20 protein-coding genes are annotated in these 21,538 nt (G+C 69.0%); 9 read left to right on the top strand and 11 right to left on the bottom strand.

All coding sequences use genetic code 11. The features are described 5' to 3' along the window. The 6 genes from gyrB to dnaA all read right to left on the bottom strand — a co-directional run bounded on the left by gyrB (position 1) and on the right by dnaA (position 9,310). Positions 1–2,085 carry a DNA topoisomerase (ATP-hydrolyzing) subunit B gene (gene gyrB / locus ACZ5NW_RS14085; protein ID WP_468744068.1) on the bottom strand — a complete coding sequence of 695 codons (2,085 nt, stop codon included), beginning with the start codon at positions 2,083–2,085 and terminating at the stop codon, positions 1–3. Between the two features lie 375 nt (positions 2,086–2,460). Next, the gene (locus ACZ5NW_RS14080; protein ID WP_468744067.1) at positions 2,461–3,018 is read right to left on the bottom strand and encodes a DciA family protein; all 558 of its coding nucleotides are present in this window, start codon (positions 3,016–3,018) and stop codon (positions 2,461–2,463) included. Continuing rightward, entirely contained in the window at positions 3,015–4,136 is a 1,122-nt protein-coding gene (gene recF, locus ACZ5NW_RS14075) for a DNA replication/repair protein RecF (protein ID WP_468744066.1), read from the bottom strand. Before recF ends, ACZ5NW_RS14080 begins: the two co-directional genes overlap by 4 nt. 34 nt (positions 4,137–4,170) lie before the next feature. Then, the gene (gene gnd, locus ACZ5NW_RS14070) at positions 4,171–5,046 is read right to left on the bottom strand and encodes a phosphogluconate dehydrogenase (NAD(+)-dependent, decarboxylating) (protein WP_468744065.1); all 876 of its coding nucleotides are present in this window, start codon (positions 5,044–5,046) and stop codon (positions 4,171–4,173) included. Positions 5,047–5,266: 220 nt separating this feature from the next. Then, positions 5,267–6,397 carry a DNA polymerase III subunit beta gene (gene dnaN, locus ACZ5NW_RS14065; RefSeq protein WP_468744064.1) on the bottom strand — a complete coding sequence of 377 codons (1,131 nt, stop codon included), beginning with the start codon at positions 6,395–6,397 and terminating at the stop codon, positions 5,267–5,269. Between the two features lie 960 nt (positions 6,398–7,357). Then, on the bottom strand, positions 7,358–9,310 hold the full coding sequence (dnaA, locus tag ACZ5NW_RS14060) for a chromosomal replication initiator protein DnaA (protein WP_468744063.1): 1,953 nt from the start codon (positions 9,308–9,310) through the stop codon (positions 7,358–7,360). 395 nt (positions 9,311–9,705) lie between these two features. On the opposite strand from dnaA, the gene rpmH reads away from it, so the two are divergent. The 9 genes from rpmH (at position 9,706) to ACZ5NW_RS14015 (ending at position 16,587) form a co-directional block, all read left to right on the top strand. After that, entirely contained in the window at positions 9,706–9,843 is a 138-nt protein-coding gene (gene rpmH / locus ACZ5NW_RS14055) for a 50S ribosomal protein L34 (protein ID WP_003956500.1), read from the top strand. 21 nt (positions 9,844–9,864) lie between these two features. Then, positions 9,865–10,236 carry a ribonuclease P protein component gene (gene rnpA / locus ACZ5NW_RS14050; protein WP_468744062.1) on the top strand — a complete coding sequence of 124 codons (372 nt, stop codon included), beginning with the start codon at positions 9,865–9,867 and terminating at the stop codon, positions 10,234–10,236. Beyond that, positions 10,233–10,586 (top strand): membrane protein insertion efficiency factor YidD, encoded by a 354-nt coding sequence (yidD, locus tag ACZ5NW_RS14045; RefSeq protein ID WP_468744061.1) that lies wholly within the window; start codon positions 10,233–10,235, stop codon positions 10,584–10,586. The genes rnpA and yidD overlap by 4 nt, the downstream gene beginning before the upstream one ends. A 3-nt stretch (positions 10,587–10,589) precedes the next feature. Beyond that, a complete protein-coding gene (gene yidC / locus ACZ5NW_RS14040; protein WP_468744060.1) occupies positions 10,590–11,870 on the top strand; it encodes a membrane protein insertase YidC in 1,281 nt (426 codons plus the stop codon). 15 nt (positions 11,871–11,885) lie between these two features. Then, positions 11,886–12,398, top strand: coding sequence for a Jag family protein (locus tag ACZ5NW_RS14035; protein WP_468744059.1), 513 nt, complete (start codon positions 11,886–11,888; stop codon positions 12,396–12,398). A 116-nt stretch (positions 12,399–12,514) separates the two neighbouring features. After that, positions 12,515–13,231, top strand: coding sequence for a 16S rRNA (guanine(527)-N(7))-methyltransferase RsmG (gene rsmG / locus ACZ5NW_RS14030; RefSeq protein WP_468744058.1), 717 nt, complete (start codon positions 12,515–12,517; stop codon positions 13,229–13,231). A gap of 249 nt (positions 13,232–13,480) precedes the next feature. After that, positions 13,481–14,554 carry a ParA family protein gene (locus ACZ5NW_RS14025; RefSeq protein WP_468744488.1) on the top strand — a complete coding sequence of 358 codons (1,074 nt, stop codon included), beginning with the start codon at positions 13,481–13,483 and terminating at the stop codon, positions 14,552–14,554. Continuing rightward, positions 14,551–15,648, top strand: coding sequence for a ParB/RepB/Spo0J family partition protein (locus tag ACZ5NW_RS14020; protein ID WP_468744057.1), 1,098 nt, complete (start codon positions 14,551–14,553; stop codon positions 15,646–15,648). The genes ACZ5NW_RS14025 and ACZ5NW_RS14020 overlap by 4 nt, the downstream gene beginning before the upstream one ends. Before the next feature lie 321 nt (positions 15,649–15,969). Next, positions 15,970–16,587 carry a GNAT family N-acetyltransferase gene (locus ACZ5NW_RS14015; RefSeq protein WP_468744056.1) on the top strand — a complete coding sequence of 206 codons (618 nt, stop codon included), beginning with the start codon at positions 15,970–15,972 and terminating at the stop codon, positions 16,585–16,587. Between the two features lie 95 nt (positions 16,588–16,682). On the opposite strand, the gene trxA is transcribed toward ACZ5NW_RS14015, so the two are convergent. From trxA to ACZ5NW_RS13990, 5 genes are all read right to left on the bottom strand, one after another. Continuing rightward, positions 16,683–17,012: a thioredoxin gene (trxA, locus tag ACZ5NW_RS14010; RefSeq protein ID WP_468744055.1), complete on the bottom strand. Its 330-nt coding sequence runs from the start codon at positions 17,010–17,012 to the stop codon at positions 16,683–16,685. Between the two features lie 44 nt (positions 17,013–17,056). Next, positions 17,057–18,028, bottom strand: coding sequence for a thioredoxin-disulfide reductase (trxB, locus tag ACZ5NW_RS14005; RefSeq protein ID WP_468744054.1), 972 nt, complete (start codon positions 18,026–18,028; stop codon positions 17,057–17,059). A gap of 147 nt (positions 18,029–18,175) precedes the next feature. After that, positions 18,176–19,033 (bottom strand): anti-sigma factor family protein, encoded by an 858-nt coding sequence (locus ACZ5NW_RS14000; protein ID WP_468744053.1) that lies wholly within the window; start codon positions 19,031–19,033, stop codon positions 18,176–18,178. After that, the gene (gene sigM, locus ACZ5NW_RS13995; protein ID WP_468744052.1) at positions 19,030–19,755 is read right to left on the bottom strand and encodes an RNA polymerase sigma factor SigM; all 726 of its coding nucleotides are present in this window, start codon (positions 19,753–19,755) and stop codon (positions 19,030–19,032) included. The genes ACZ5NW_RS14000 and sigM overlap by 4 nt, the downstream gene beginning before the upstream one ends. Before the next feature lie 27 nt (positions 19,756–19,782). Continuing rightward, positions 19,783–21,498 (bottom strand): protein kinase family protein, encoded by a 1,716-nt coding sequence (locus tag ACZ5NW_RS13990; RefSeq protein ID WP_468744051.1) that lies wholly within the window; start codon positions 21,496–21,498, stop codon positions 19,783–19,785. Positions 21,499–21,538: the final 40 nt, after the last annotated feature.

Genomic DNA, 21,538 nt, shown 5'->3' with positions numbered 1-21,538 from the left:
TCAGATGTCGAGGAAGCGGACGTCCTTGGCGTTGCGCTGGATGAACTGGCGGCGGGCCTCGACGTCCTCGCCCATGAGGACCGAGAACAGCTCGTCCGCCTGGGCGGCGTCGTCGAGGGTGACCTGGCCGAGGACGCGGTGGTCGACGTCCATGGTGGTCACGCGCAGTTCCTCGGCGTTCATCTCGCCGAGGCCCTTGAAGCGCTGGATGGAGTCCTCGCGCACGCGCTTGCCGCGCTGGCGGCCCATCTCCAGCAGGGCGTCGCGCTCGCGGTCCGAGTAGGCGTACTCGACGTCGTCCCGGCCCCACTTGATCTTGTAGAGCGGGGGGCGGGACAGGAACACGTGTCCGGCCTCGACCAGCGGCCGCATGAAGCGGAACAGGAAGGTCAACAGCAGGGTGTTGATGTGCTGGCCGTCGACGTCGGCGTCCGCCATCAGGATGATCTTGTGATAGCGGAGCTTCTCGATGTCGAAGTCCTCGTGCACGCCCGTGCCGAAGGCGGAGATCAGCGCCTGGATCTCCTGGTTCTGCAGGATCTTGTCGATCCTGGCCTTCTCGACGTTGAGGATCTTGCCGCGGATCGGGAGGATCGCCTGGTACTGCGGGTTGCGGCCGGACTTGGCCGAGCCGCCGGCGGAGTCACCCTCGACGATGAAGATCTCGCACTTGGTGGGGTCGTTGGACTGGCAGTCGGAGAGCTTGCCCGGCAGCGACGCCGACTCAAGGAGGCCCTTGCGGCGGGTCAGGTCACGCGCCTTGCGGGCCGCCACGCGCGCGGTGGCCGCCTGGATGCCCTTGCGGATGATGTCCGCGGCCTCGACCGGGTTGCGGTCCAGCCAGTCGTTGAGGTGCTCGTAGACCGCCTTCTGGACGAAGGTCTTCGCCTCGGTGTTGCCCAGCTTGGTCTTGGTCTGGCCCTCGAACTGCGGCTCGCTCAGCTTGACCGAGATGATCGCGGTCAGACCCTCGCGGATGTCGTCACCCGTGAGGTTGTCGTCCTTCTCGCGCAGCAGCTTCTTGTCGCGCGCGTACTTGTTGATGAGCGAGGTGAGCGCCGCCCGGAAGCCCTCCTCGTGCGTACCGCCCTCGTGGGTGTGGATGATGTTGGCGAAGGAGTACACACCCTCGCTGTAACCGCTGTTCCACTGCATCGCCACTTCGAGGGACAGGCTCTTGTCCTTGTCCTCGGCGTCCAGGTCGATCACGGTGGGGTGCACCACGTCTCCCTTGCGGGAGTTGAGGTACTTCACGAAGTCGACGATGCCGCCCTCGTAGTGGTACGTGACGGTCTTGGGCTCGTCCTTCTCGTCCGCCCCGGCCTCGTCCGCGCCGGCCGTGGCCTTCGCCGACGCGCGCTCGTCGGTGAGCCGGATGGTCAGGCCCTTGTTGAGGAACGCCATCTCCTGGAAGCGCCGCGAGAGCGTCTCGAAGGAGTACTCGGTGGTCTCGAAGATGTCCGGGTCGGCCCAGAAGGTGACCGACGTGCCGGTCTCGTCCGTCGCCTCGTGCTGGACGAGCGGAGCAGTCGGAACGCCCAGCTTGTAGTCCTGCGTCCAGCGGTGACCGTCGGTCCTGATCTCGACGGCCACCTTGGTGGACAGGGCGTTCACGACGGAGACACCGACGCCGTGCAGACCACCGGAGACCGCGTAGCCGCCGCCGCCGAACTTGCCGCCCGCGTGCAGGACCGTGAGCACGACCTCGACGGCCGGCTTGCCCTCGGAGGGCACGATGCCCACCGGGATGCCGCGGCCGTTGTCGATGACGCGGACGCCGCCGTCGTCGAGGATCGTCACGTCGATCGTGTCGGCGTGCCCGGCCAGCGCCTCGTCGACGGAGTTGTCGACGACCTCGTACACCAGGTGGTGCAGACCGCGCTCACCGGTCGAGCCGATGTACATACCGGGGCGCTTGCGGACCGCGTCCAGGCCTTCGAGGACGGTGATGGCGCTCGCGTCGTACGACGCCGTGACCTCGCCGTTCGAGGGGGTTGCGGCGTCGGTCGCGCCTTCGTCGGTGGACGGGATGTTCTCGTTGGGGTTGCCGGAATCGGCCACGAAGCGCCCTTTCTGGCACAGCACAAGCCAGGCTCGTCGGCAGGTTGCCGGAGCGGCTGCGGCATGGTGCGTTGGTAAGCCTTGATCAGCGTTGCTCAGCTTTTCCCGGGCGGTCCCCACGTTTGGGGCGGGATTGCTTCCAGTCTACCGGTACCACTGACAACGATGGGGGTTTGCCGGTACCTGAGTCCCCATGTGCCGCCCTCAACCGGTCTCGAAGGACTCCCGATATGTGGAAGGGGGCTCAAAGAGGCTTACAGCGGCACTCAGCGCTTCTGGGTGTCAACCCGTTGCTACCGATGAGTCAGGAGCGGATTCGCACCCATTTACGATCATCCGTATCGGTGTGCGACCCGCGCGCGGACGTGAGGTACGTCACCCCATACATCACCCCGTAGCTCACCCGTAGGTGTCGCCGGGTCCGCTGCTGCCGGGGGCGCGCAACGGGCCGTAGCGCCGGGCCGGACCACCGGGCCCCTGCACCCTGATCTGCCGGACCGCGCCATGACCCAGGTCCTCGTTCAGACGTGCGACCAAGGTGGGGGCGAGCAGCCGCAGATTCGTCGCCCAGGCCGTGGAGTCGCAGCGCACCACCAGCACCCGCTCGTCCTCGTCGTACCGCTCGGGCTCGCAGTGCTTGGCGACGTCCTCGCCGACGATCTGCGGCCAGCGCCCCATCACCCCGCCGACGGCCGCCGGCGCCTCCCAGCCGCGCTCGGTCAGCAGCCGGTTGATCGCGGCGCCGAGCGCCATGGGGTCCCGTCCGTCCGCCCGCGCCCCGGAGCGCAGCCCGCCGCCGCGCCGCGCCTGCTTCTTCTGCTGCGCCGCGTCCCCACGCGCGCGTGCCTGCTCGCGCGCCGCCCGCAGCGCCACGCGCGCGAGATCGACGCCGGACGGCTCGGCAGGCGTGCCGGACTTGCCCGACTTATCAGACTTCTTGGGCTCCTCGGCGCTCATACGCGCTCCACCGTCCCTCCGGACACCGCGTACCGGGCGCCCGTCAGCACATGCGGTACGTCGTCGTCGACCGCCGCCGTCACCAGCACCTGCTCGCCGGGCGCGACCAGCTCGGCCAGGCGTTCGCGGCGGCGGGCGTCCAGTTCTGCGAAGACGTCGTCCAGGACCAGCACCGGCTCGTTGCCCTCGGCGCGCAACAGGTCGTAGGAGGCGAGGCGCAGCGCGAGGGCGTAGGACCAGGACTCGCCGTGCGAGGCGTACCCCTTGGCGGGCAGCTGGCCGAGCTTGAGCAGCAGGTCGTCGCGGTGCGGCCCGACGAGCGTCACACCCCGCTCGATCTCCTGCTTGCGCGACTCGGTGAGCGCGGCCGTCAGCTGCTCGTACAGCTCCTCACGCGTGTGTGCCTCGCCCGGCGCGGACGGCTTGTACTCCAGGGCGACGGGCCCGCCGCCCGGCGCCAGTTGCTCGTACGCCTTGTCGGCCAGCGGCTGGAGCGCGGCGATCAGGTCCAGGCGCTGCGCGAGCAGCTCCGCGCCCGCGCGCGCGAGGTGCTGGTCCCACACGTCGAGCGTCGACAGATCCATGGACCGTCCGCCGTGCCGCCGCGCGAGGGCGGCGGATTTCAACAGGGTGTTCCGCTGCTTCAGGACGCGCTCGTAGTCCGACCGCACGCCCGCCATGCGCGGCGCCCGCGCGGTGATCAGCTCGTCCAGGAACCGCCGCCGCTCCCCGGGGTCCCCCTTCACCAGCGCGAGGTCCTCGGGCGCGAACAGCACGGTCCGTACGATCCCCAGCACGTCCCGGGGTCTGACCTGCGAGGACCGGTTGATGCGGGCGCGGTTGGCCTTGCCGGGGTTGAGTTCCAGCTCGACGAGCTGCTGCCGCTCGCCCTGGCGGACCTGGGCCCGGATGATCGCCCGGTCGGCGCCCATGCGCACCAGGGGGGCGTCGGAGGCGACGCGGTGGCTGCCGAGGGTGGCGAGATAGCCGACGGCCTCGACGAGGTTCGTCTTGCCCTGCCCGTTCGGGCCGACGAAGGCGGTGACGCCCGGGTCGAGCGGGACCTCGACCCGGGCGTACGAGCGGAAGTCGGCCAGCGACAGATGCGTGACGTGCATGGTCGGGTGCCGACCTCCCCAGCTCGGGTCCTGCTTACTTCTTCTCGACCGCGTGGCCACCGAACTGGTTGCGCAGCGCGGCGATCATCTTCATCTGCGGCGAGTCCTCCTGGCGGGAGGCGAACCGCGCGAAGAGCGAGGCCGTGATCGCGGGCAGCGGCACGGCGTGGTCGATGGCGGCCTCCACGGTCCAGCGTCCCTCACCGGAGTCCTGTGCGTAACCGCGCAGCCCGGCGAGGTGCTCGTCCTCGTCGAGCGCGTTCACGGCGAGGTCCAGCAGCCAGGAGCGGATGACCGTGCCCTCCTGCCAGGAGCGGAAGACCTCGCGGACGTTCTCCACGGAGTCGACCTTCTCCAGCAGCTCCCAGCCCTCGGCGTACGCCTGCATCATCGCGTACTCGATGCCGTTGTGGACCATCTTCGCGAAGTGGCCCGCGCCGACCTTGCCGGCGTGCACCGAACCGAAATCGCCCTCGGGCTTGAGCGCGTCGAAGACCGGCTGCACCTTGGCGACGTTCTCCGCGTCGCCGCCGTACATCAGCGCGTAGCCGTTCTCCAGGCCCCAGACGCCGCCGGAGACGCCGCAGTCGACGAAACCGATGCCCTTGGCGGCCAGTTCCTCGGCGTGCTTCTCGTCGTCCGTCCAGCGGGAGTTGCCGCCGTCGACGACGACGTCGCCGGGCTCCAGCAGCTCGGCGAGCTCGTCGATCGTCGACTGGGTGGCCTCGCCGGCCGGGACCATGACCCAGACCACGCGCGGGCCGGAGAGCTTGCCCACAAGCTCTTCCAGGCTGTGGACATCGGCGAGGTCCGGATTGCGGTCGTATCCGACGACGGTGTGGCCCGCGCGGCGGATCCGCTCGCGCATGTTGCCGCCCATCTTGCCGAGGCCGACGAGACCGAGCTCCATCAGTTGTTCCTTAGGTTGCTGTGGTGGCGTATGAGGCACCTTCGTACCCGCGTACGAGCCTAAACCCGGACGCTCACGCACAGCTGTGGGCATACGCGCTCATACGTACACCCTCACCTGCGGTCCCACCTGGGGGTTCTCGGGGTTCCCCCACAGGCCGGGGAGCTTTCTCCACGGCCTGTGGACAACCGACCGGCACCGGCCGCCGAGGCTGAGGGCGTCAGCCGCTCAGGCGCACCGGCATGATCAGGTACTTGTAGGCGACGTCGGCCTCCGCGTCCAGCGCCGGCTTGCCGCTGAGCAGCGCCGGCTTCGTGGACGTCGTGAAGGACAGCTGGGCCACCGGGGAGTCGATCGCGCTCAGACCGTCCAGCAGGAAGGTCGGGTTGAAGGCGATCGAGATGTCGTCGCCCTCCAGCTGGGCGTCGACCCGCTCCACAGCCTGTGCGTCGTCGCTGGAGCCGGCCTCCAGGATCAGCACGCCCTGCTCGAAGCTGAGCCGCACCGGGGTGTTCCGCTCGGCGACCAGCGCGACGCGCTTGACGGCCTCCACGAAGGGCGCGGTCTCGATCACGGCGACGGAGTTGAACTCGGTCGGGAACAGCGTGCGGTACTTCGGGAGGTCGCCCTCCAGCAGCCGGGTCGTGGTGCGGCGGCCGGCGCCCTCGAAGCCGATGAGGCCCTCGCCCGCGCCCGAGCCGGACAGCGCCAGCGTCACGCTGTCGCCGCTCGTGAGGGCCTTGGCGGTGTCCAGGAGCGTCTTCGCGGGCACCAGGGCGACCGCGGAGGCGTCCGGGTTCTCCGGCTTCCACAGGAACTCGCGGACCGCGAAGCGGTAGCGGTCGGTGGAGGCCAGCGTGACGGTGTCGCCCTCGATCTCGATGCGCACACCGGTCAGCACGGGCAGCGTGTCGTCGCGGCCGGCGGCGATGGCCACCTGCTGCACGGCGGAGGCGAAGACCTCGCCGGGGACCGTGCCCGTCGCGTTCGGCATCTGGGGCAGCGAGGGGTACTCCTCCACCGGCAGGGTGTGGAGCGTGAAGCGGGAGGAGCCGCAGACCACGGTCGCCCGTACACCGTCTGTGGAAATCTCCACCGGCCGGTTGGGGAGCGCGCGGGAGATGTCGGCGAGCAGACGGCCGGAGACGAGGACCGTGCCCTCCTCCTCGACCTCCGCCTCGACGCTGACGCGGGCCGACACCTCGTAGTCGAAGCTCGACAGGCTCAGCTGGCCGTCCTCGGCCTTCAGCAGCAGGCCGGCGAGGACCGGCGCCGGCGGACGGGCCGGGAGGCTGCGCGCCGCCCAGGCCACTGCCTCCGCGAGTACGTCGCGTTCCACCCGGATCTTCACCGTTAGCCGCCTCCTGCTGTTGCCGGCGCTTCTCGCCCTGCATCGCTTCGTCGTCTGTCTGGGTGTCGTCGTCCCCGGCGAGGGGAAGGACACCGGGGACCAGTCTGACGCACCGCACTGACAGCTGGTGCCTCTCGGGGTCAAGTCGTGACCAGGGGCAGCCGGGCGCCGAAGAGCGAGTTGTGCACAGCCCCCACTTCAAAGCGAGTTCCGGGCTCTCTCTAGTTGGGAGTAGTAGTAGGGCCTGTGGATACCGTGGATAACCGCGTTTTCGCAGGTCAGGGCCGATATTTTGTCCACCGGGCCTGTGGGCGGAGGCGGTGGACAACTCGGGGTCTCTGTGGAGAACGGAAAGTTCTGCACACCCCGTGCACAGGCTGGGCCGACTTCTCCCCAGCGGCGTCCCCAGGTTTACCCGTCTTTCCCACAGGGCAACCTGGCAACTTCATGTGACGCCTTTCACTCGACCCGGTGAGCGGGCGCGTCACCTTGCCGAACAGTGGACAGGCATGTGGAGAAGCCGGGGATCGCTGGGGACAACCGGGCCCGGCCTGTGGGTGACCGGTGGACAACTTTCTGCACAGCTTGTGGATCATCTCGTTGTCCACAGTCTGTGGAGATCCTTCGTCCACGAATCCACACCCACCTGACCTGGTCTGATGGTCTTTCAACAGGCTCGCCTGTGGAAACGATCTGGACAACTTCGCAGTCCCCAGCGTGTGGACGGAAGAAAGTCACCAAATCTGTGGAGAGTGGCCGTAACCCGACGAGTAATCGAACACCGGGTGTCCGGGTGGGCGGTGGCGGAGGCGGGGACAGAGGCGGGGGAAGCCGTCCCGAGGGCTCGTGGAAGGCGGCCGACAGCCCGGCTCGTAGAAGGCGGCCGGTCGCCCGTAGAAACGCCGAAGGCGCCCCGGGGGTTGGTGCCCGGGGCGCCCTGTGAAGCGGCTGCGCGTGCTCTCAGCCCGCCTTGATGCGGTTCGTCAGCTCGGTCACCTGGTTGTAGATGGAGCGCCGCTCGGCCATCAGATTGCGGATCTTGCGGTCCGCGTGCATGACGGTCGTGTGGTCGCGGCCGCCGAACAGCGCGCCGATCTTCGGCAGCGAGAGATCCGTCAGCTCGCGGCACAGGTACATGGCGATCTGCCGGGCGGTCACCAGCGCGCGCCCGCGCGACGTGCCGCACAGGTCCTCGACGGTCAGCCCGAAGTAGTCCGCCGTCGCGCCCATGATCGCCGTGGAGGTGATCTCCGGCGCCGAGTCCTCGCCGCCCGGGATCAGATCCTTGAGGACGATCTCCGTCAGGCCCAGGTCCACCGGCTGCCGGTTGAGCGACGCGAACGCCGTCACCCGGATGAGCGCGCCCTCCAGCTCACGGATGTTGCGCGAGATGCGGGACGCGATGAACTCCAGCACCTCCGGCGGCGCGTTCAGCTGCTCCTGGACCGCCTTCTTGCGGAGGATCGCGATCCGCGTCTCCAGCTCGGGCGGCTGGACGTCCGTGATCAGACCCCACTCGAAACGGTTCCTCAACCGGTCCTCCAGCGTCACCAGCTGCTTCGGCGGCCGGTCGCTGGAGAGCACGATCTGCTTGTTCGCGTTGTGGAGCGTGTTGAAGGTGTGGAAGAACTCCTCCTGCGTCGACTCCTTGTCCGCGAGGAACTGGATGTCGTCGACGAGCAGGATGTCCATCTCGCGGTACCGCTTGCGGAAGCTGTCGCCCTTGCCGTCGCGGATCGAGTTGATGAACTCGTTGGTGAACTCCTCCGAGCTCACGTACCGCACGCGCGTGCCGGGATAGAGACTGCGCGCGTAGTGCCCGATGGCGTGCAGCAGGTGCGTCTTGCCGAGCCCCGACTCCCCGTAGATGAACAGGGGGTTGTACGCCTTCGCGGGCGCCTCGGCGACGGCCACCGCGGCCGCGTGCGCGAAGCGGTTGGACGCGCCGATGACGAACGTGTCGAAGAGGTACTTCGGATTGAGGCGCGCGGTCGGTTCACCCGGCCCGCCGGTGGGCGTGGCCGACGGCCCCGTCCCGCCGCCCGCCCCGCTCGGAGGCAGCACCAGACCCGAGCCGGGCCCGCCCCGGTGACCGGGACCGGCGCCGGCCGGAGGCTCGGGCAGCTCCCGGCGGCCCGGGTCACGCTGGTCGTAGTCGGACCGTGACGTCTCGTAGTCCCCGCGCTCGTACGGCGCCCGATCCGGGGCCGGAGCGCCGTAGGAGTCCGGTTTCGCCGGTCCGCCGTAGGAGTCCGGCTTGGCCGGGCCGCGGTAGGAGTCGGGGGCGGACGGGCCGTACGGCTCCGGGTCGGCCGGGCCGCCGTAGGCGTCCTGCGAGGACGGCGAGGCGTACGGGTCGCGCTCGGGGAAGCCGAGCCGCTGCTGCTGCCAGCCGTAGTCGTCCTGCTGGGCGCGCGGCCAGGCGCCCGGCTCGGGGCGCTGGTACTCGTTCGGGTAGGCCGGGCGGGCCGTGGGCAGCTGCTCGGCGCGGTGCCGGCCGTAGCCGTCGTACTGGTTGTCGTAGGGGCTGTCGTACTGGTTCTCGTACTGGTTGTCGTACGGACCGGGCGGAAGCTCGGGTTCCTCGTACCGCGACTGCTGCTGGACGGGGGGCGCCGGCGGGGCCGGGGGCTCGCCCACCGAGTCGTCGACGGTGATCGCGATACGGATCGGGCGGCCGCACTCGCGGGTCAGCGACTCGCTGACGATCGGCGCGAGCCGGCCCTCCAGCACGTTCTTCGCGAACTCGTTGGGCACGGCCAGCAGGGCGGTGTCCGCGACCAGGGCCAGCGGCTGGGTGCGCCGCAGCCAGTGCTCGTCCTTCACCTCGACACCCTGGCCACGGCCCTCCCCGAGGAGCTGCTCCAGTACGCGTGGCCACACTGCGGCAAGATCGGCAGGTACGTCAGCCACAGGGCACGCTCTCTCACAGGTCCCACGATCGTGTGATCCGGGACGGGTCGGGATGTAAATCGGTGTGGGTGGGGGACAAGGGAACGAATCGGAGTTCAGCCACGGTAGTCAGCGCGGCGGGTGCGGTTCAAGTTGTTGTCCCCAGCCTGTGGATAGTGTCTCCCGACAGCCGTCGGTTTGACCGGATGGCGTAGCCCCGCGTACCGTAACCAGGTCGAGTTGTCGATGGCTGCTGCCGCCTGCCTCCGATGGGCACAGATCACGTCCCCGCAAGTGCGGGGGTGAACCGGTGATCGGAAAGCGGTGCAATCGGGCGTGACGCGAGCTACTCGTGGGCGCACGGTGACAGCCAGGACGGCACCCCGCAAACCCCGATTTCTTTCTGGAGCCCCCGAGTGAGCAAGCGCACCTTCCAGCCGAACAACCGTCGTCGCGCGAAGACCCACGGCTTCCGGCTGCGTATGCGCACCCGTGCCGGCCGCGCGATTCTCGCGTCCCGCCGTAGCAAGGGTCGCGCCCGCCTTTCCGCCTGATCCCGGTCAGGTCATGCCGTCGTGCTGCCCACCGAGAACCGGCTGAGGCGGCGCGAGGACTTCGCGACCGCGGTACGACGAGGGCGCCGGGCCGGACGCCCGACGCTCGTCGTCCACTATCGAAGCGGTGCCACGGACCCGCACGCGCCTGGGGAGAGCGCTCCCCCGACGCGTGCGGGTTTCGTCGTGAGCAAAGCGGTGGGCGGCGCGGTCGTACGCAACACCGTGAAGCGCCGACTGCGTCATCTCATGCGTGACAGGGTCGCCCTGTTTCCCCCCGGTAGCCTGGTAGTCGTACGAGCGCTGCCCGGATCGGGCGACGCCGCCCACGCACAGCTGGCCCAAGACCTCGATGCCGCCCTGGCGCGGCTGCTGGGAGGGGGCGCGCGATGAAGTACCCGCTGCTGGCCCTGATCAAGCTGTACCAGTGGACGATCAGTCCATTGCTCGGGCCGGTCTGCAAGTACTACCCGTCGTGCTCCCACTACGGCTACACGGCCATCGACCGGCACGGCGCCATCAAAGGAACGGCCCTCACCGCCTGGCGCATCCTGCGGTGCAACCCGTGGTCGCTGGGCGGGGTGGACCATGTTCCACCGCGCAAGCGTCCGCGATGGCACGAGATGCTGCGCGACGCATGGCGCGCACGCAAGGGCGGGCCCTCCGCCGCCGAAACGGCCACCGGGGACAATCCGTCCCCGAGCCCGGCCGCAGAGACCCCGTCCCATGCCCAAGGAGCATGATTAGTGGACACGATTGCCAGCCTCTTCAGCTTCATCACGACACCCGTTTCCTGGGTCATCGTCCAGTTCCACAAGGTGTACGGCGCCATCTTCGGCCCTGACACCGGGTGGGCCTGGGGCCTGTCCATCGTGTCCCTGGTGATTCTGATCCGCATCTGCCTGATCCCGCTCTTCGTGAAGCAGATCAAGTCGACGCGCGCGATGCAGACGCTCCAGCCGGAGATGAAGAAGATCCAGGAGCGCTACAAGAACGATCGGCAGCGCCAGTCCGAGGAAATGATGAAGCTGTACAAGGAGACGGGTACCAACCCGCTCTCCTCGTGCCTTCCGATCCTCGCGCAGTCCCCGTTCTTCTTCGCCCTCTACCACGTGCTCAACGGCATCGCGACGGGCGACCAGATCGGCGTCATCAACGAGAGCCTGCTGGAGAGCGCGCGGAAGGCGCACATCTTCGGTGCTCCGCTCGCCGCGAAGTTCACCGACAGCTCGTCGAAGGTGGAGGCGCTCGGCGCGACCCTCACCGACGTCCGGGTCGTCACCGCGATCATGATCGTCCTGATGTCGGCGTCGCAGTTCTTCACCCAGCGCCAGCTGATGACGAAGAACGTTGACACCTCGGTGAAGACGCCGTTCATGCAGCAGCAGAAGATGCTGATGTACGTCTTCCCGGTCATGTTCGCCGTCTTCGGCATCAACTTCCCGGTCGGTGTCCTCATCTACTGGCTGACCACCAACGTGTGGACCATGGGCCAGCAGATGTACGTCATCCACAACAACCCGACCCCAGGTTCCAAGGCCCAGGCCGCCTACCTGGATCGCCTGTACAAGCACGTCACGCACCACGGCAAGCCCCGTCGCCGCAGCGAGAAGACGATCATCAAGGCCATCGTCGCCAAGGGCCGTGACCGCAACGAGGCCGAGCGCAAGTTCATCAACGGTCTCAACAAGGCCGGCTTCGCCGCCCAGGCCGACGGCAACGTCGTCCGCGGCGAGGCCCAGGCCGCCGCACAGACCGAGGACGGCGCCACCACCACCACGGCGACCGCCCCCAAGCGCCAGCAGCCCAAGCGGCAGAGCAAGTCCCAGCGCCAGTCCGGGGCCGCCAAGCCCGCCGACGAGCCCACGTCGCTGACGAAGTCCGACGAGCCGCAGGACAAGCCGCAGGACACCAAGCCCGCCGCGGGCAAGACCGCCCCGAAGCCCGGCAGCGGCACGCGCAGCAAGGCCCAGTCCGGCCAGCGCAAGGGTGGCCCGCAGCGCCCCAAGTCCCCGTCCAAGAAGTAAGAAGGAGCCCATCCCGTGACGGAAGGCACCACCTCCGCCGCTGCCGAGGGTGCAGACACCCTGACCCGCCTGGAGCAGGAGGGTGAGATCGCGGCGGACTACCTTGAGGGTCTGCTCGACATCGCCGACCTCGATGGCGACATCGACATGGACGTCGAGGCCGACCGCGCCTCTGTGTCGATCATCAGCGACTCGGGCGGCCGCGACCTTCAGAAGCTGGTCGGCCGGGACGGCGAGGTGCTGGAGGCGCTTCAGGAGCTGACGCGCCTGGCCGTGCACCGGGAGACCGGCGACCGCAGTCGGCTGATGCTGGACATCGCGGGCTACCGCGCCAAGAAGCGCACCGAGCTCTCCGAGCTGGGCGCCAAGGCCGCGGCCGACGCCAAGAACAGCGGCGAGCCGGTCAAGCTGAAGCCGATGACGCCGTTCGAGCGCAAGGTCGTCCACGACGCCGTCAAGGCGGCCGGCCTGCGCAGCGAGTCCGAGGGCGAGGAGCCGCAGCGCTTCGTCGTCGTACTCCCCAACTGATTCGGTTCCTACGTTTTCCCGGCCCCGTCTGTTGTGCAGACGGGGCCGGTCTTTGTCAGCCTGGTAGTTCTGGTGGTCGGCGCTGAACGCCGATGCGGTACGGAAGGACGGTCCCCGTGACGGAGGCAGCGGAGCTCCCCCCTGCGCCCGAGCATGCTCGCGAGGTATTCGGCGATCGCTTCGCGGATGCGGTCCGGTACGCCGAGCTGCTGGCCGAGGCAGGCGTACAGCGTGGGCTCATCGGCCCGCGTGAGGTGCCCCGCCTCTGGGAGCGGCACATCCTGAACTGCGCGGTGCTCTCCGAGGTCGTTCCCGAGGGCGTGACGGTGTGCGACGTCGGCTCGGGCGCCGGTCTGCCCGGCATCCCGCTGGCGCTCGTCCGCGACGACATCAAGATCACCTTGCTGGAGCCGCTGCTGCGCCGGACGAACTTCCTCACCGAGGTCGTCGAGCTGCTGGGCCTCGACCATGTGACCGTGATGCGCGGGCGTGCCGAGGAGGTCATGGGCAAGCTGCCGCCGGTGCATGTGGTGACGGCCCGTGCGGTGGCCCCGCTGGACCGGCTCGCCACCTGGGGCATCCCGCTGCTGCGGCCCTACGGCGAGATGCTCGCGCTCAAGGGCGACACCGCCGAGGAGGAGCTGAAGAGCGCGGCGACCGCGCTGAGCAAGCTCGGCGCGGTGGGGACGTCGATCCTTCATGTCGGCGAGGGCGTGGTCGATCCGCTCTCCACGGTCGTGCGGGTCGAGGTCGGGGAGAGCCCCGGCGGTGTGCGCTTCGCGGCCAAGCGGGCGAAGGCGGCCCGCACGGGCCGGACCCGCCGCCGTCGTTGAGTCGTACTCCACACAAGCTGCCAAACCTACGCATGACGGAGTGTCGCGACAGTTCGGCTGTCGGCGCTGTGCATCGTGTTTCACGTGAAACGTCGCTCACTGCTGCACGGCATCATCAGTCGGGGCCGCGCCGCGGCCGAACCCCGCGACCGCAAGCCTCTCGGTTCACTCGATGAGGGATCGGAGTTGTCCACAGAGGTGGATTTCTCCACAGAACACCAGGCCTCACTGGTTCACGACCCCGAAGGCATGGGAGGCTCTGTTCATTGCGAGCCTGAAGTCGAGGAGAGTGAATCCTTGCGGTCCGACGCCAACATCGCGGGACCGATGACCGATCCGGTCCCCGGTCCCCGTACCGAGTCGATGGGGGAGGATGTTTCACGTGAAACACCGCCCCCGATGGACGACACTCCGATCGGTCGTGCTGCCCAACTGGCGGTGGAGGCTCTGGGCCGCGCCGGCGAGGGCCTGCCACGGCCCGAGCAGACGCGTGTCATCGTGGTCGCCAACCAGAAGGGCGGTGTCGGCAAGACGACGACCACCGTCAATCTTGCCGCGTCACTGGCCCTGCACGGTGGCCGTGTCCTAGTGGTCGACCTCGACCCCCAGGGCAATGCGTCCACGGCCCTGGGGATCGACCACCACGCCGAAGTTCCGTCCATCTACGACGTCTTGGTCGACAGCAGACCGCTCTCGGAAGTCGTGCAGCCGGTCCCCGACGTCGAGGGACTCTTCTGCGCCCCGGCCACGATCGATCTCGCCGGTGCGGAGATCGAGCTGGTGTCCCTCGTGGCGCGCGAGAGCCGACTCCAGCGTGCGATTCAGGCGTATGAGCAGCCGCTGGACTACATCCTCATCGACTGCCCGCCCTCGCTCGGCCTTCTGACGGTCAATGCGCTGGTGGCCGGTGCCGAGGTCCTCATCCCGATCCAGTGCGAGTACTACGCGCTGGAAGGGTTGGGGCAGCTGCTCCGCAATGTCGACCTGGTGCGGGGGCACCTCAACCCCACGCTGCATGTGTCGACCATCCTGCTCACCATGTACGACGGCCGGACGCGTCTCGCGTCGCAGGTCGCGGAAGAGGTACGCAGTCACTTCGGCGACGAGGTGCTGCGGACGAGCATTCCCCGCTCGGTCCGCATCTCCGAGGCGCCGAGCTATGGACAGACGGTGCTGACCTACGATCCCGGATCGAGCGGTGCACTGTCCTACCTTGAGGCAGCCCGTGAAATCGCGCTGAAGGGCGTCGGCGTCCGTTACGACGCGACGCACGCCCACATCGGCGCGCAAAGCAATCCAAGCATGGTGGAGGGGATCCAGTGAGTGAGCGACGGAGGGGGCTGGGCCGTGGTCTCGGCGCACTGATCCCTGGCCCGACGGACAAGACGCCGGCATCGACTGCGGTGGCAGGGGGCGCGCCCGGCTCCCCCACCGCCGTTCCGGTGCTGACGGGAGACCGCGGGGTGGCCGCGGCGAAGGTGGCCACTCTGCCGCCTGTTTCACGTGAAACAGAGGAGCAGCCGGTCCATGACGGCCCGGAGCTTCCGGCGCCTCCCATCGGTGCCTACTTCGCGGAGATCCCGCTCGACGACATCACGCCGAACCCGCGCCAGCCGCGTGAGGTCTTCGACGAGGACGCTCTGCAGGAACTCATCACCTCCATCCAGGAGGTCGGCCTGCTCCAGCCGGTCGTGGTGCGGCAGGTCGGTCCCACGCGCTATGAGCTCATCATGGGCGAGCGGCGCTGGCGGGCCAGCCGTGAGGCGGGCCTGGAGGCGATCCCGGCGATCGTGCGGGCCACGGAGGACGACAAGCTCCTCCTGGACGCCCTGCTGGAGAACCTGCACCGGGCTCAGCTGAACCCGCTGGAAGAGGCCGCGGCCTACGACCAGTTGCTGAAGGACTTCAACTGCACGCACGACCAGCTGGCCGACCGTATCGGTCGCTCCCGCCCGCAGGTCTCCAACACCCTGCGTCTGCTGAAGCTGTCGCCGGCGGTCCAGCGCCGGGTTGCCGCAGGAGTGCTCTCCGCTGGGCATGCCCGGGCGCTGCTCTCCGTCGAGGACTCGGAGGAGCAGGACCGCCTGGCGCATCGGATCGTGGCCGAGGGGCTCTCGGTGCGGGCCGTCGAGGAGATCGTGACCCTGATGGGCTCGCGGCCGCAGACGGCTCAGCGCTCCAAGGGGCCCCGGGCCGGCGCGCGGGTCTCCCCGGCCCTGACCGACCTCGCCACCCGGCTCTCGGACCGCTTCGAGACGCGGGTCAAGGTCGACCTGGGCCAGAAGAAGGGCAAGATCACCGTCGAGTTCGCGTCGATGGAGGACCTTGAGCGCATCCTCGACACCCTGGCCCCCGGTGAGGGACCCGCTCTGCAGAAGGGCCTCGCGGAGGGCGGCTCGGACGAAGCGGAGTCCTGAGCGTTCGTCCGACCGGGTTGTTTTACTCGGCAGCTCGCCTGAGCGGGCCGTGTCCGATGGACATCGGAACACGGCCCGCTCTTTGCTTTCCGTCGGTATCGACGGAATCCCATCGTCGATACGATGCGTGAGGGATGGCGCATCCACAGGCAGCACCTCGGAGTGGGAGGCGGGGGCCATGCGAACGATGAGCCGGACCGGACTGGTGGGCGCGGGACTGGCGGGCGCGCTCGGCGGATTCGTCGGCAGCCTGCTCAGGGAACGGAGTGCTCTGACAGCCGCCCGCGGTGCCGCGGGCGAAGGAAGCGAGGAACAGCCTTCATGGGGCGTCGGCTCGTACCGCTCACGCTGGACAACCTTCAGGACCTTCCCCAGCCCTGCCGCTCGTGTGTCTTCTGGGAGCTCGACCCCGTCAGCGGCGAAGCCGCGGTAAAGGCCGGAACAGCCGCTCTGGAGAAGGAGTCATGGATCTCCGCCGTCCTGCTGGACTGGGGATCCTGTGGCCGCGTGGTCTACGTCGACGACGTCCCGGTGGGCTTTGTGCTCTACGCGCCGCCCGCCTACGTCCCGCGTTCGACGGCGTTCCCCACGAGCCCCGTGTCGCCCGATGCCGTCCAGTTGATCACGGCGTTCATTCTGCCGAGGTATCAGGGGCAGGGACTGGGCCGGGTGATGGTCCAGACGGTCGCGAAGGATCTGCTGCGCCGGGGCTTCAAGGCGATCGAGGCGTTCGGTGACGCCCGCTGGAAGGAGCCGGCCTGTCTGCTGCCGGCCGACCATCTGCTGGCCGTGGGTTTCAAGACGGTGCGGCAGCACCCCAGGTATCCCCGGCTGCGGTTGGAACTGCGGTCCACGATCTCCTGGAAGGAGGACGTGGAGCTGGCCCTCGACCGGCTGCTCGGCGCCGTACAGAAGGAGCCGGTTCTGCGGCCGCTGTAAGCCACCGGCGGTTGCGGCGGCTCGTCCGGTGAACGCCGTTGAGCAAAAGGGCCGATCCCTCGTGGGATCGGCCCTTCACTGTTTCACGTGAAACATCACTCAGCGATGAAGTCCTCAAGGTCACGCAGGATCGCGGCCTTCGGCTTGGCACCGACGATGGTCTTGGCGACCTCGCCGCCCTGGTACACGTTCAGGGTCGGGATGGACATGACGCCGTACTTGGCGGCCGTACCCGGGTTCTCGTCGATGTTCAGCTTGACGATCTCGATCTTGTCGCCGTGCTCGGCGGCGATCGCCTCAAGCGACGGGGCGATCTGGCGGCACGGACCGCACCAGGCGGCCCAGAAGTCCACCAGGACGGGCTTGTCACTCTTGAGCACGTCCTGCTCGAAGGAGTCGTCGGTCACGTTCTTCAGGTCGGCCACGGTGGGCTCTCCTCACTGATCGGTGCGTGGGGCGGGGTAGGGGGTCAGACAGAGGTCTTCTCGGGCTCGGCCTGCTGCTCGGTGTCGGCGAGCGCGGCCAGGAAGCGCTCGGCGTCCAGGGCGGCGGAGCAGCCGGTGCCGGCCGCGGTGATGGCCTGGCGGTAGGTGTGGTCGACCACATCACCGGCGGCGAAGACACCGGTCACGTTGGTCCGCGTGGACGGCGAGGCGACCTTCAGGTACCCCTCCTCGTCCAGGTCGAGCTGGCCCTTGAAGAGCTCGGTGCGCGGGTCGTGGCCGATCGCGATGAACAGGCCGGTGACGGCCAGGTCGGACAGCTCGCCGGTCTTGACGTTGCGCAGCTTCAGGCCGGCCAGCTTCTGGTCGCCCTGGACCTCGGCGACCTCGCTGTCCCAGATGAACTTGATCTTCGGGTCGGCGAAGGCGCGCTCCTGCATCGCCTTGGAGGCGCGCAGGGTGTCCCGGCGGTGGACGATCGTGACGGACTTGGCGAAGCGCGAGAGGAAGGTGGCTTCCTCCATCGCGGTGTCGCCGCCGCCGATCACGGCGATGTCCTGGTCCTTGAAGAAGAATCCGTCACAGGTGGCGCACCAGGAGACGCCGCGGCCGGAGAGAGCGTCCTCGTTCGGCAGGCCGAGCTTGCGGTGCTGGGAGCCGGTGGTGACGATGACGGCCTTGGCACGGTGGACGGTGCCGGCGGTGTCCGTGACGGTCTTGATCTCACCGGTGAGGTCGACGGAGACGACGTCGTCCGGCACGAGCTCGGCACCGAAGCGCTCGGCCTGGGCGCGCATGTTGTCCATGAGCTCCGGACCCATGATGCCGTCCTGGAAGCCCGGGAAGTTCTCGACCTCGGTGGTGTTCATGAGTGCACCGCCCGCGGTGACGGCACCCTCGAACACGAGCGGCTTCAGCGACGCGCGCGCGGTGTACAGCGCCGCGGTGTAGCCGGCGGGCCCGGACCCGATGATGATCACGTTACGGACGTCGCTCACGGCTGATTTCCTCGTCTCTGGTCTGCATCGTTCGACCGGTGGGAGCCACTCTGAACTCTCACCCCACCCAACGGATCCTAAGGGGCAGGCATTCCCGGTGTGTCCGGGCACACGGAGGGTGGCGAAGGCAGACCGAGCCGCGGAATCTCAGGGACGCGCGTAGGTGTCCCGCAACAGCACCTTGGCCTGCGCGGACGGCTGCTTCACGCACCGGTCGTCCACGAGGTAGGCGGTGACGCGGGTGCTGTCGGGGTGGGGGAGGACGACAAGGAGAACGTCTGTGCCCTGGAAGACCCCCTCCTTGGTGGCGAGCGCCGCGTCCTCCACGCCGATGGCCTTCTGGACACATGGGGGCACGGCCGGCCCCCGGAGGGTCGTGGGCGGCTCGCTGTCGCCCATGATGTGCTGGGGGGCCTTGGAACCCTTCGTCTGCGCGCCGAGCAGACCGTCGACCTGCTGTTCCAGGTTCTTCTCGGAGAAGGTGTCGGCGGCGGTCGACGGCTGCCCCTGTGCCGTGGTGCCACCGCCGCTGTTGATGAGCGAGGAGACCAGGACGGAGCCGAGGCCCAGGACCGCGGCGCCGAAGACAGCACCGAGGACGGCGACCTTGCGCCGGTCCCGGCGCCGGCGCTCCTTGCGGCCCGGTCCCGTGCCGGTTGTGCCGGGGGTGGCGGGCCGGCCCACGGGGCGCATCGGTGCCGATGTTTCACGTGAAACATGGGCGACGGCGTCCGCGGGTGCGGGTGCCTCGGCGCTCAGGAGCGCCTCCGCGGCGAGCGCGGCATCGATGCGCTGGGCGACGTCGTCCGGCATGCGGGTCGGGCCCGGGAGCGTGCCGAGCAGGGAGCGGATCTCCTCCAGGGACGTGCGGACGTCCGCACAGACCTCACAGGTGTCGAGATGCCCGCGGATCTCCGTGCTGCGGGGCGGGCTGAGCAGGCCCTCGACGAGGTCGGAGATCTCCGTGACGTCCGGGTGACCGGTCATGTCCGTCGTCGATGTCACGTTCGCCCACCTCCGCCCTTCACCGCAGCTGAGTCGCCTGTCCCGGCACCGTTCGAGCCCTCCGGGGGAGGGTCCGCTGCCGGTGGGACGGATGTCCCCTGCGTCCGGTTCCGTCCGGCCCCCGGTTCTTTCCCCTCACCGGGACTGTCCGGCCGGAGATGGGTCAGGAGCGGCAGGAGTCTGGCTCTGCCCCGGGCGCAGCGGCTCTTGATCGTCCCGGTCGGGACATCGAGCATGCGGGCGGCCTCGGCGACCGGGTAGCCCTGCATGTCGACCAGGACGAGAGCGGCGCGCTGGTCGGGCGGGAGTGTGCCGAGGGCCTCCAGGAGCTGGCGATGCAGGTCATTGCGCTCGGCGGGGGCCGAGGCCGACTCGTGCGGCTCCAGGAGCTGCTCCAGGCGCTCGGTGTCGTCGACGGGAGCTGTCTTGCGGGAGGCGGCCTTGCGGGCCCGGTCCAGGCAGGCGTTCACCGTGATGCGGTGCAGCCAGGTCGTGACGGCGGACTGGCCGCGGAAGGTGTGGGCGGCCCGGTAGGCGGAGACGAGGGCGTCCTGAACCGCGTCGGCGGCCTCCTCGCGGTCCCCCAGCGTCCGTAGGGCGACGGCCCACAGCCGGTCCCGGTGCCGCCGGACGAGCTCACCGAAGGCGTCGGGGTCCCCGTCGAGATGACGGGTGAGCAGTTCCTGATCGCTCACTCCGTCGTACCCGGCGCCTTCGGCCATCGGACCCCCTCCCCCTTCGGTGAGATGTCAGCCCGTGAACTTCACGTTGGTGATGGCCTGCTTGTAGCCCGCCTTGCTGTACTCGTCCTGATCCGAGTGCGGCAACGCGGTGAGCCACACGAGCACGTACCGCGTCTTCACCGCCTTCTTGCCGGAGATCGTCAGTTGCCTGCCGGACGTCTGGTTCTCGGCGATCTTCGTCATGGACTGGAGGCTGGTGGACGAGGACAGGGAGTCCGTCGCGTACAGGGCGGCCGTCGTGTGGTTGCCGCCGTAGAGCAGCTCTATCGAGGCGGCCGACACGCTCTGCTCGGAGCCCAGGTCGTAGACGATGCCCATGCCCTGCTTGAAGGGGGCGAGGACCGGTCCGTCGTCGAAGGAGTACGTCCGCCAGTACGTGGAGCTGTCGCCGTCATAGGTGAGCTTCACGTCGTCGGCGTGCTGGGGCTTGCCGTCCGGGTAGTACTCGGCGGCGTCCTTGATGGTGAGCGGCTTGACCGGCTTCGGCGCGGCGCTGTTCTTGTCGCCGTCCGTCGTCTGGGTCTGGTTGGTGTCGTCGGACTTGTTGTTCTGCTCCATCAGGGCGTCCGCGAGCTGCCAGCTGCCCAGGCCGAGCGCGGCGATGAGGAGGGCCGAGACGGCCCACTTCAGCGCGCGGCCCGTGCGGCTCTGCAGCGGGGGCGGCGGTGCCGCTACCGGCTGCGTGGCGCCCGGATGCGGCGCGGGGCGGCCGTAGGTGCCCTGTTGGTACGTCGTGCGCTGGTACTCGGGCGGCGCGGTGAACGTCGGCTCCGGCGGCCGGATGCGCGGCATCTCGCCGATCGCCTTGACCAGTTCCTCCGGTGTGGTGCACGCGGCCTCGTGCCGGGAGGCGGTCGCCCCGTCGTTGGCGAGGGCCCGCATGGACAGCTCGGACAGTCCGCGGTGGACGCCGGCACGCACCTGGTCGGGGGCGATCAGACCGATGTCCTTGGGCAGTCCTGACAGACCGTAGGCGTCGTTCTCGTACGGCCAGCGCTGGGTGAGCGCCGCGTACAGCAGGGCGCCGATCGCCTCGGTGTCGGTGCGCTGCGGGGTGTCGGAGGTGATGCCGCGCAGCGCGGCGTTCACGGCGAGGCCGCGGATGCGCCACTGGCCGCTGGAGGTGCGCAGCACGGCGTTGGGGTTCAGCCGCAGATGGGCGAGCCCCTCGCGGTGCGCGGCGGCCATGGCGGCCGCGATCTGGCTGACCATCTGGTAGGCGTCGTGCGGCTCCAGCGGACCGGAGGCGAGCAACGTGGTCAGCTCGGTGGCGTCGGGAAGCCACTCGTGGACGACGTAGACGAGGTCGTTCTCCTCGACCGCGTCCAGCACCTGGACGAACCGGGGGTCGCCGAGCAGCGCGGAGGAACGGGCGGCGGCCAGCACCGAACGGGCCCGCGCGTGGTCCGCGGGCAGGACGTGCACGCCGACGGCGCGCCGGAGTTTCTCGTCGACCGCACGCCAGCTGCTGAACCCGTCCAGACGGGTGACACAGTCCTCCAGCCGGTAGCGTCTGGCGAGTTTGTGGCCGCTGTGCAGCTCGGGCGGTGAGGCCTTCCCGGGACGCTCGGTCCCGCCACTCCCCTGTGCCTCGTCGATGTCCGTGTCCCGCTCCCGGTTTGTGGCCACCCCGTCGGCCGTGGACTGGTCCGCCTGTGCGGTCAGCGGCTCATCGCCGCTGTTGTCTGCCACGTCGACGGCAGCCGTGCTCCGTTCCGCCACCGTCGTTCCTGCCTCCCCATCCATTGCGCGCCGACCGACC

Source organism: Streptomyces sp. NPDC032126, from assembly GCF_055580085.1.
Note: the sequence above shows the minus strand (reverse complement) of the source record. Positions and strands in the feature narration are given on the sequence as shown.

Bases quoted from the DNA above. Each gene is read 5' to 3' on its own strand.
- ACZ5NW_RS14080 (WP_468744067.1), bottom strand. From the start codon at position 3,018: ATGAGCGCCGAGGAGCCCAAGAAGTCTGATAAGTCGGGCAAGTCCGGC.
- recF (WP_468744066.1), bottom strand. From the start codon at position 4,136: ATGCACGTCACGCATCTGTCGCTGGCCGACTTCCGCTCGTACGCCCGG.
- gnd (WP_468744065.1), bottom strand. From the start codon at position 5,046: ATGGAGCTCGGTCTCGTCGGCCTCGGCAAGATGGGCGGCAACATGCGC.
- yidD (WP_468744061.1), top strand. From the start codon at position 10,233: ATGAAGTACCCGCTGCTGGCCCTGATCAAGCTGTACCAGTGGACGATC.
- ACZ5NW_RS14025 (WP_468744488.1), top strand. From the start codon at position 13,481: ATGGGAGGCTCTGTTCATTGCGAGCCTGAAGTCGAGGAGAGTGAATCC.
- ACZ5NW_RS14015 (WP_468744056.1), top strand. From the start codon at position 15,970: ATGGGGCGTCGGCTCGTACCGCTCACGCTGGACAACCTTCAGGACCTT.
- sigM (WP_468744052.1), bottom strand. From the start codon at position 19,755: ATGGCCGAAGGCGCCGGGTACGACGGAGTGAGCGATCAGGAACTGCTC.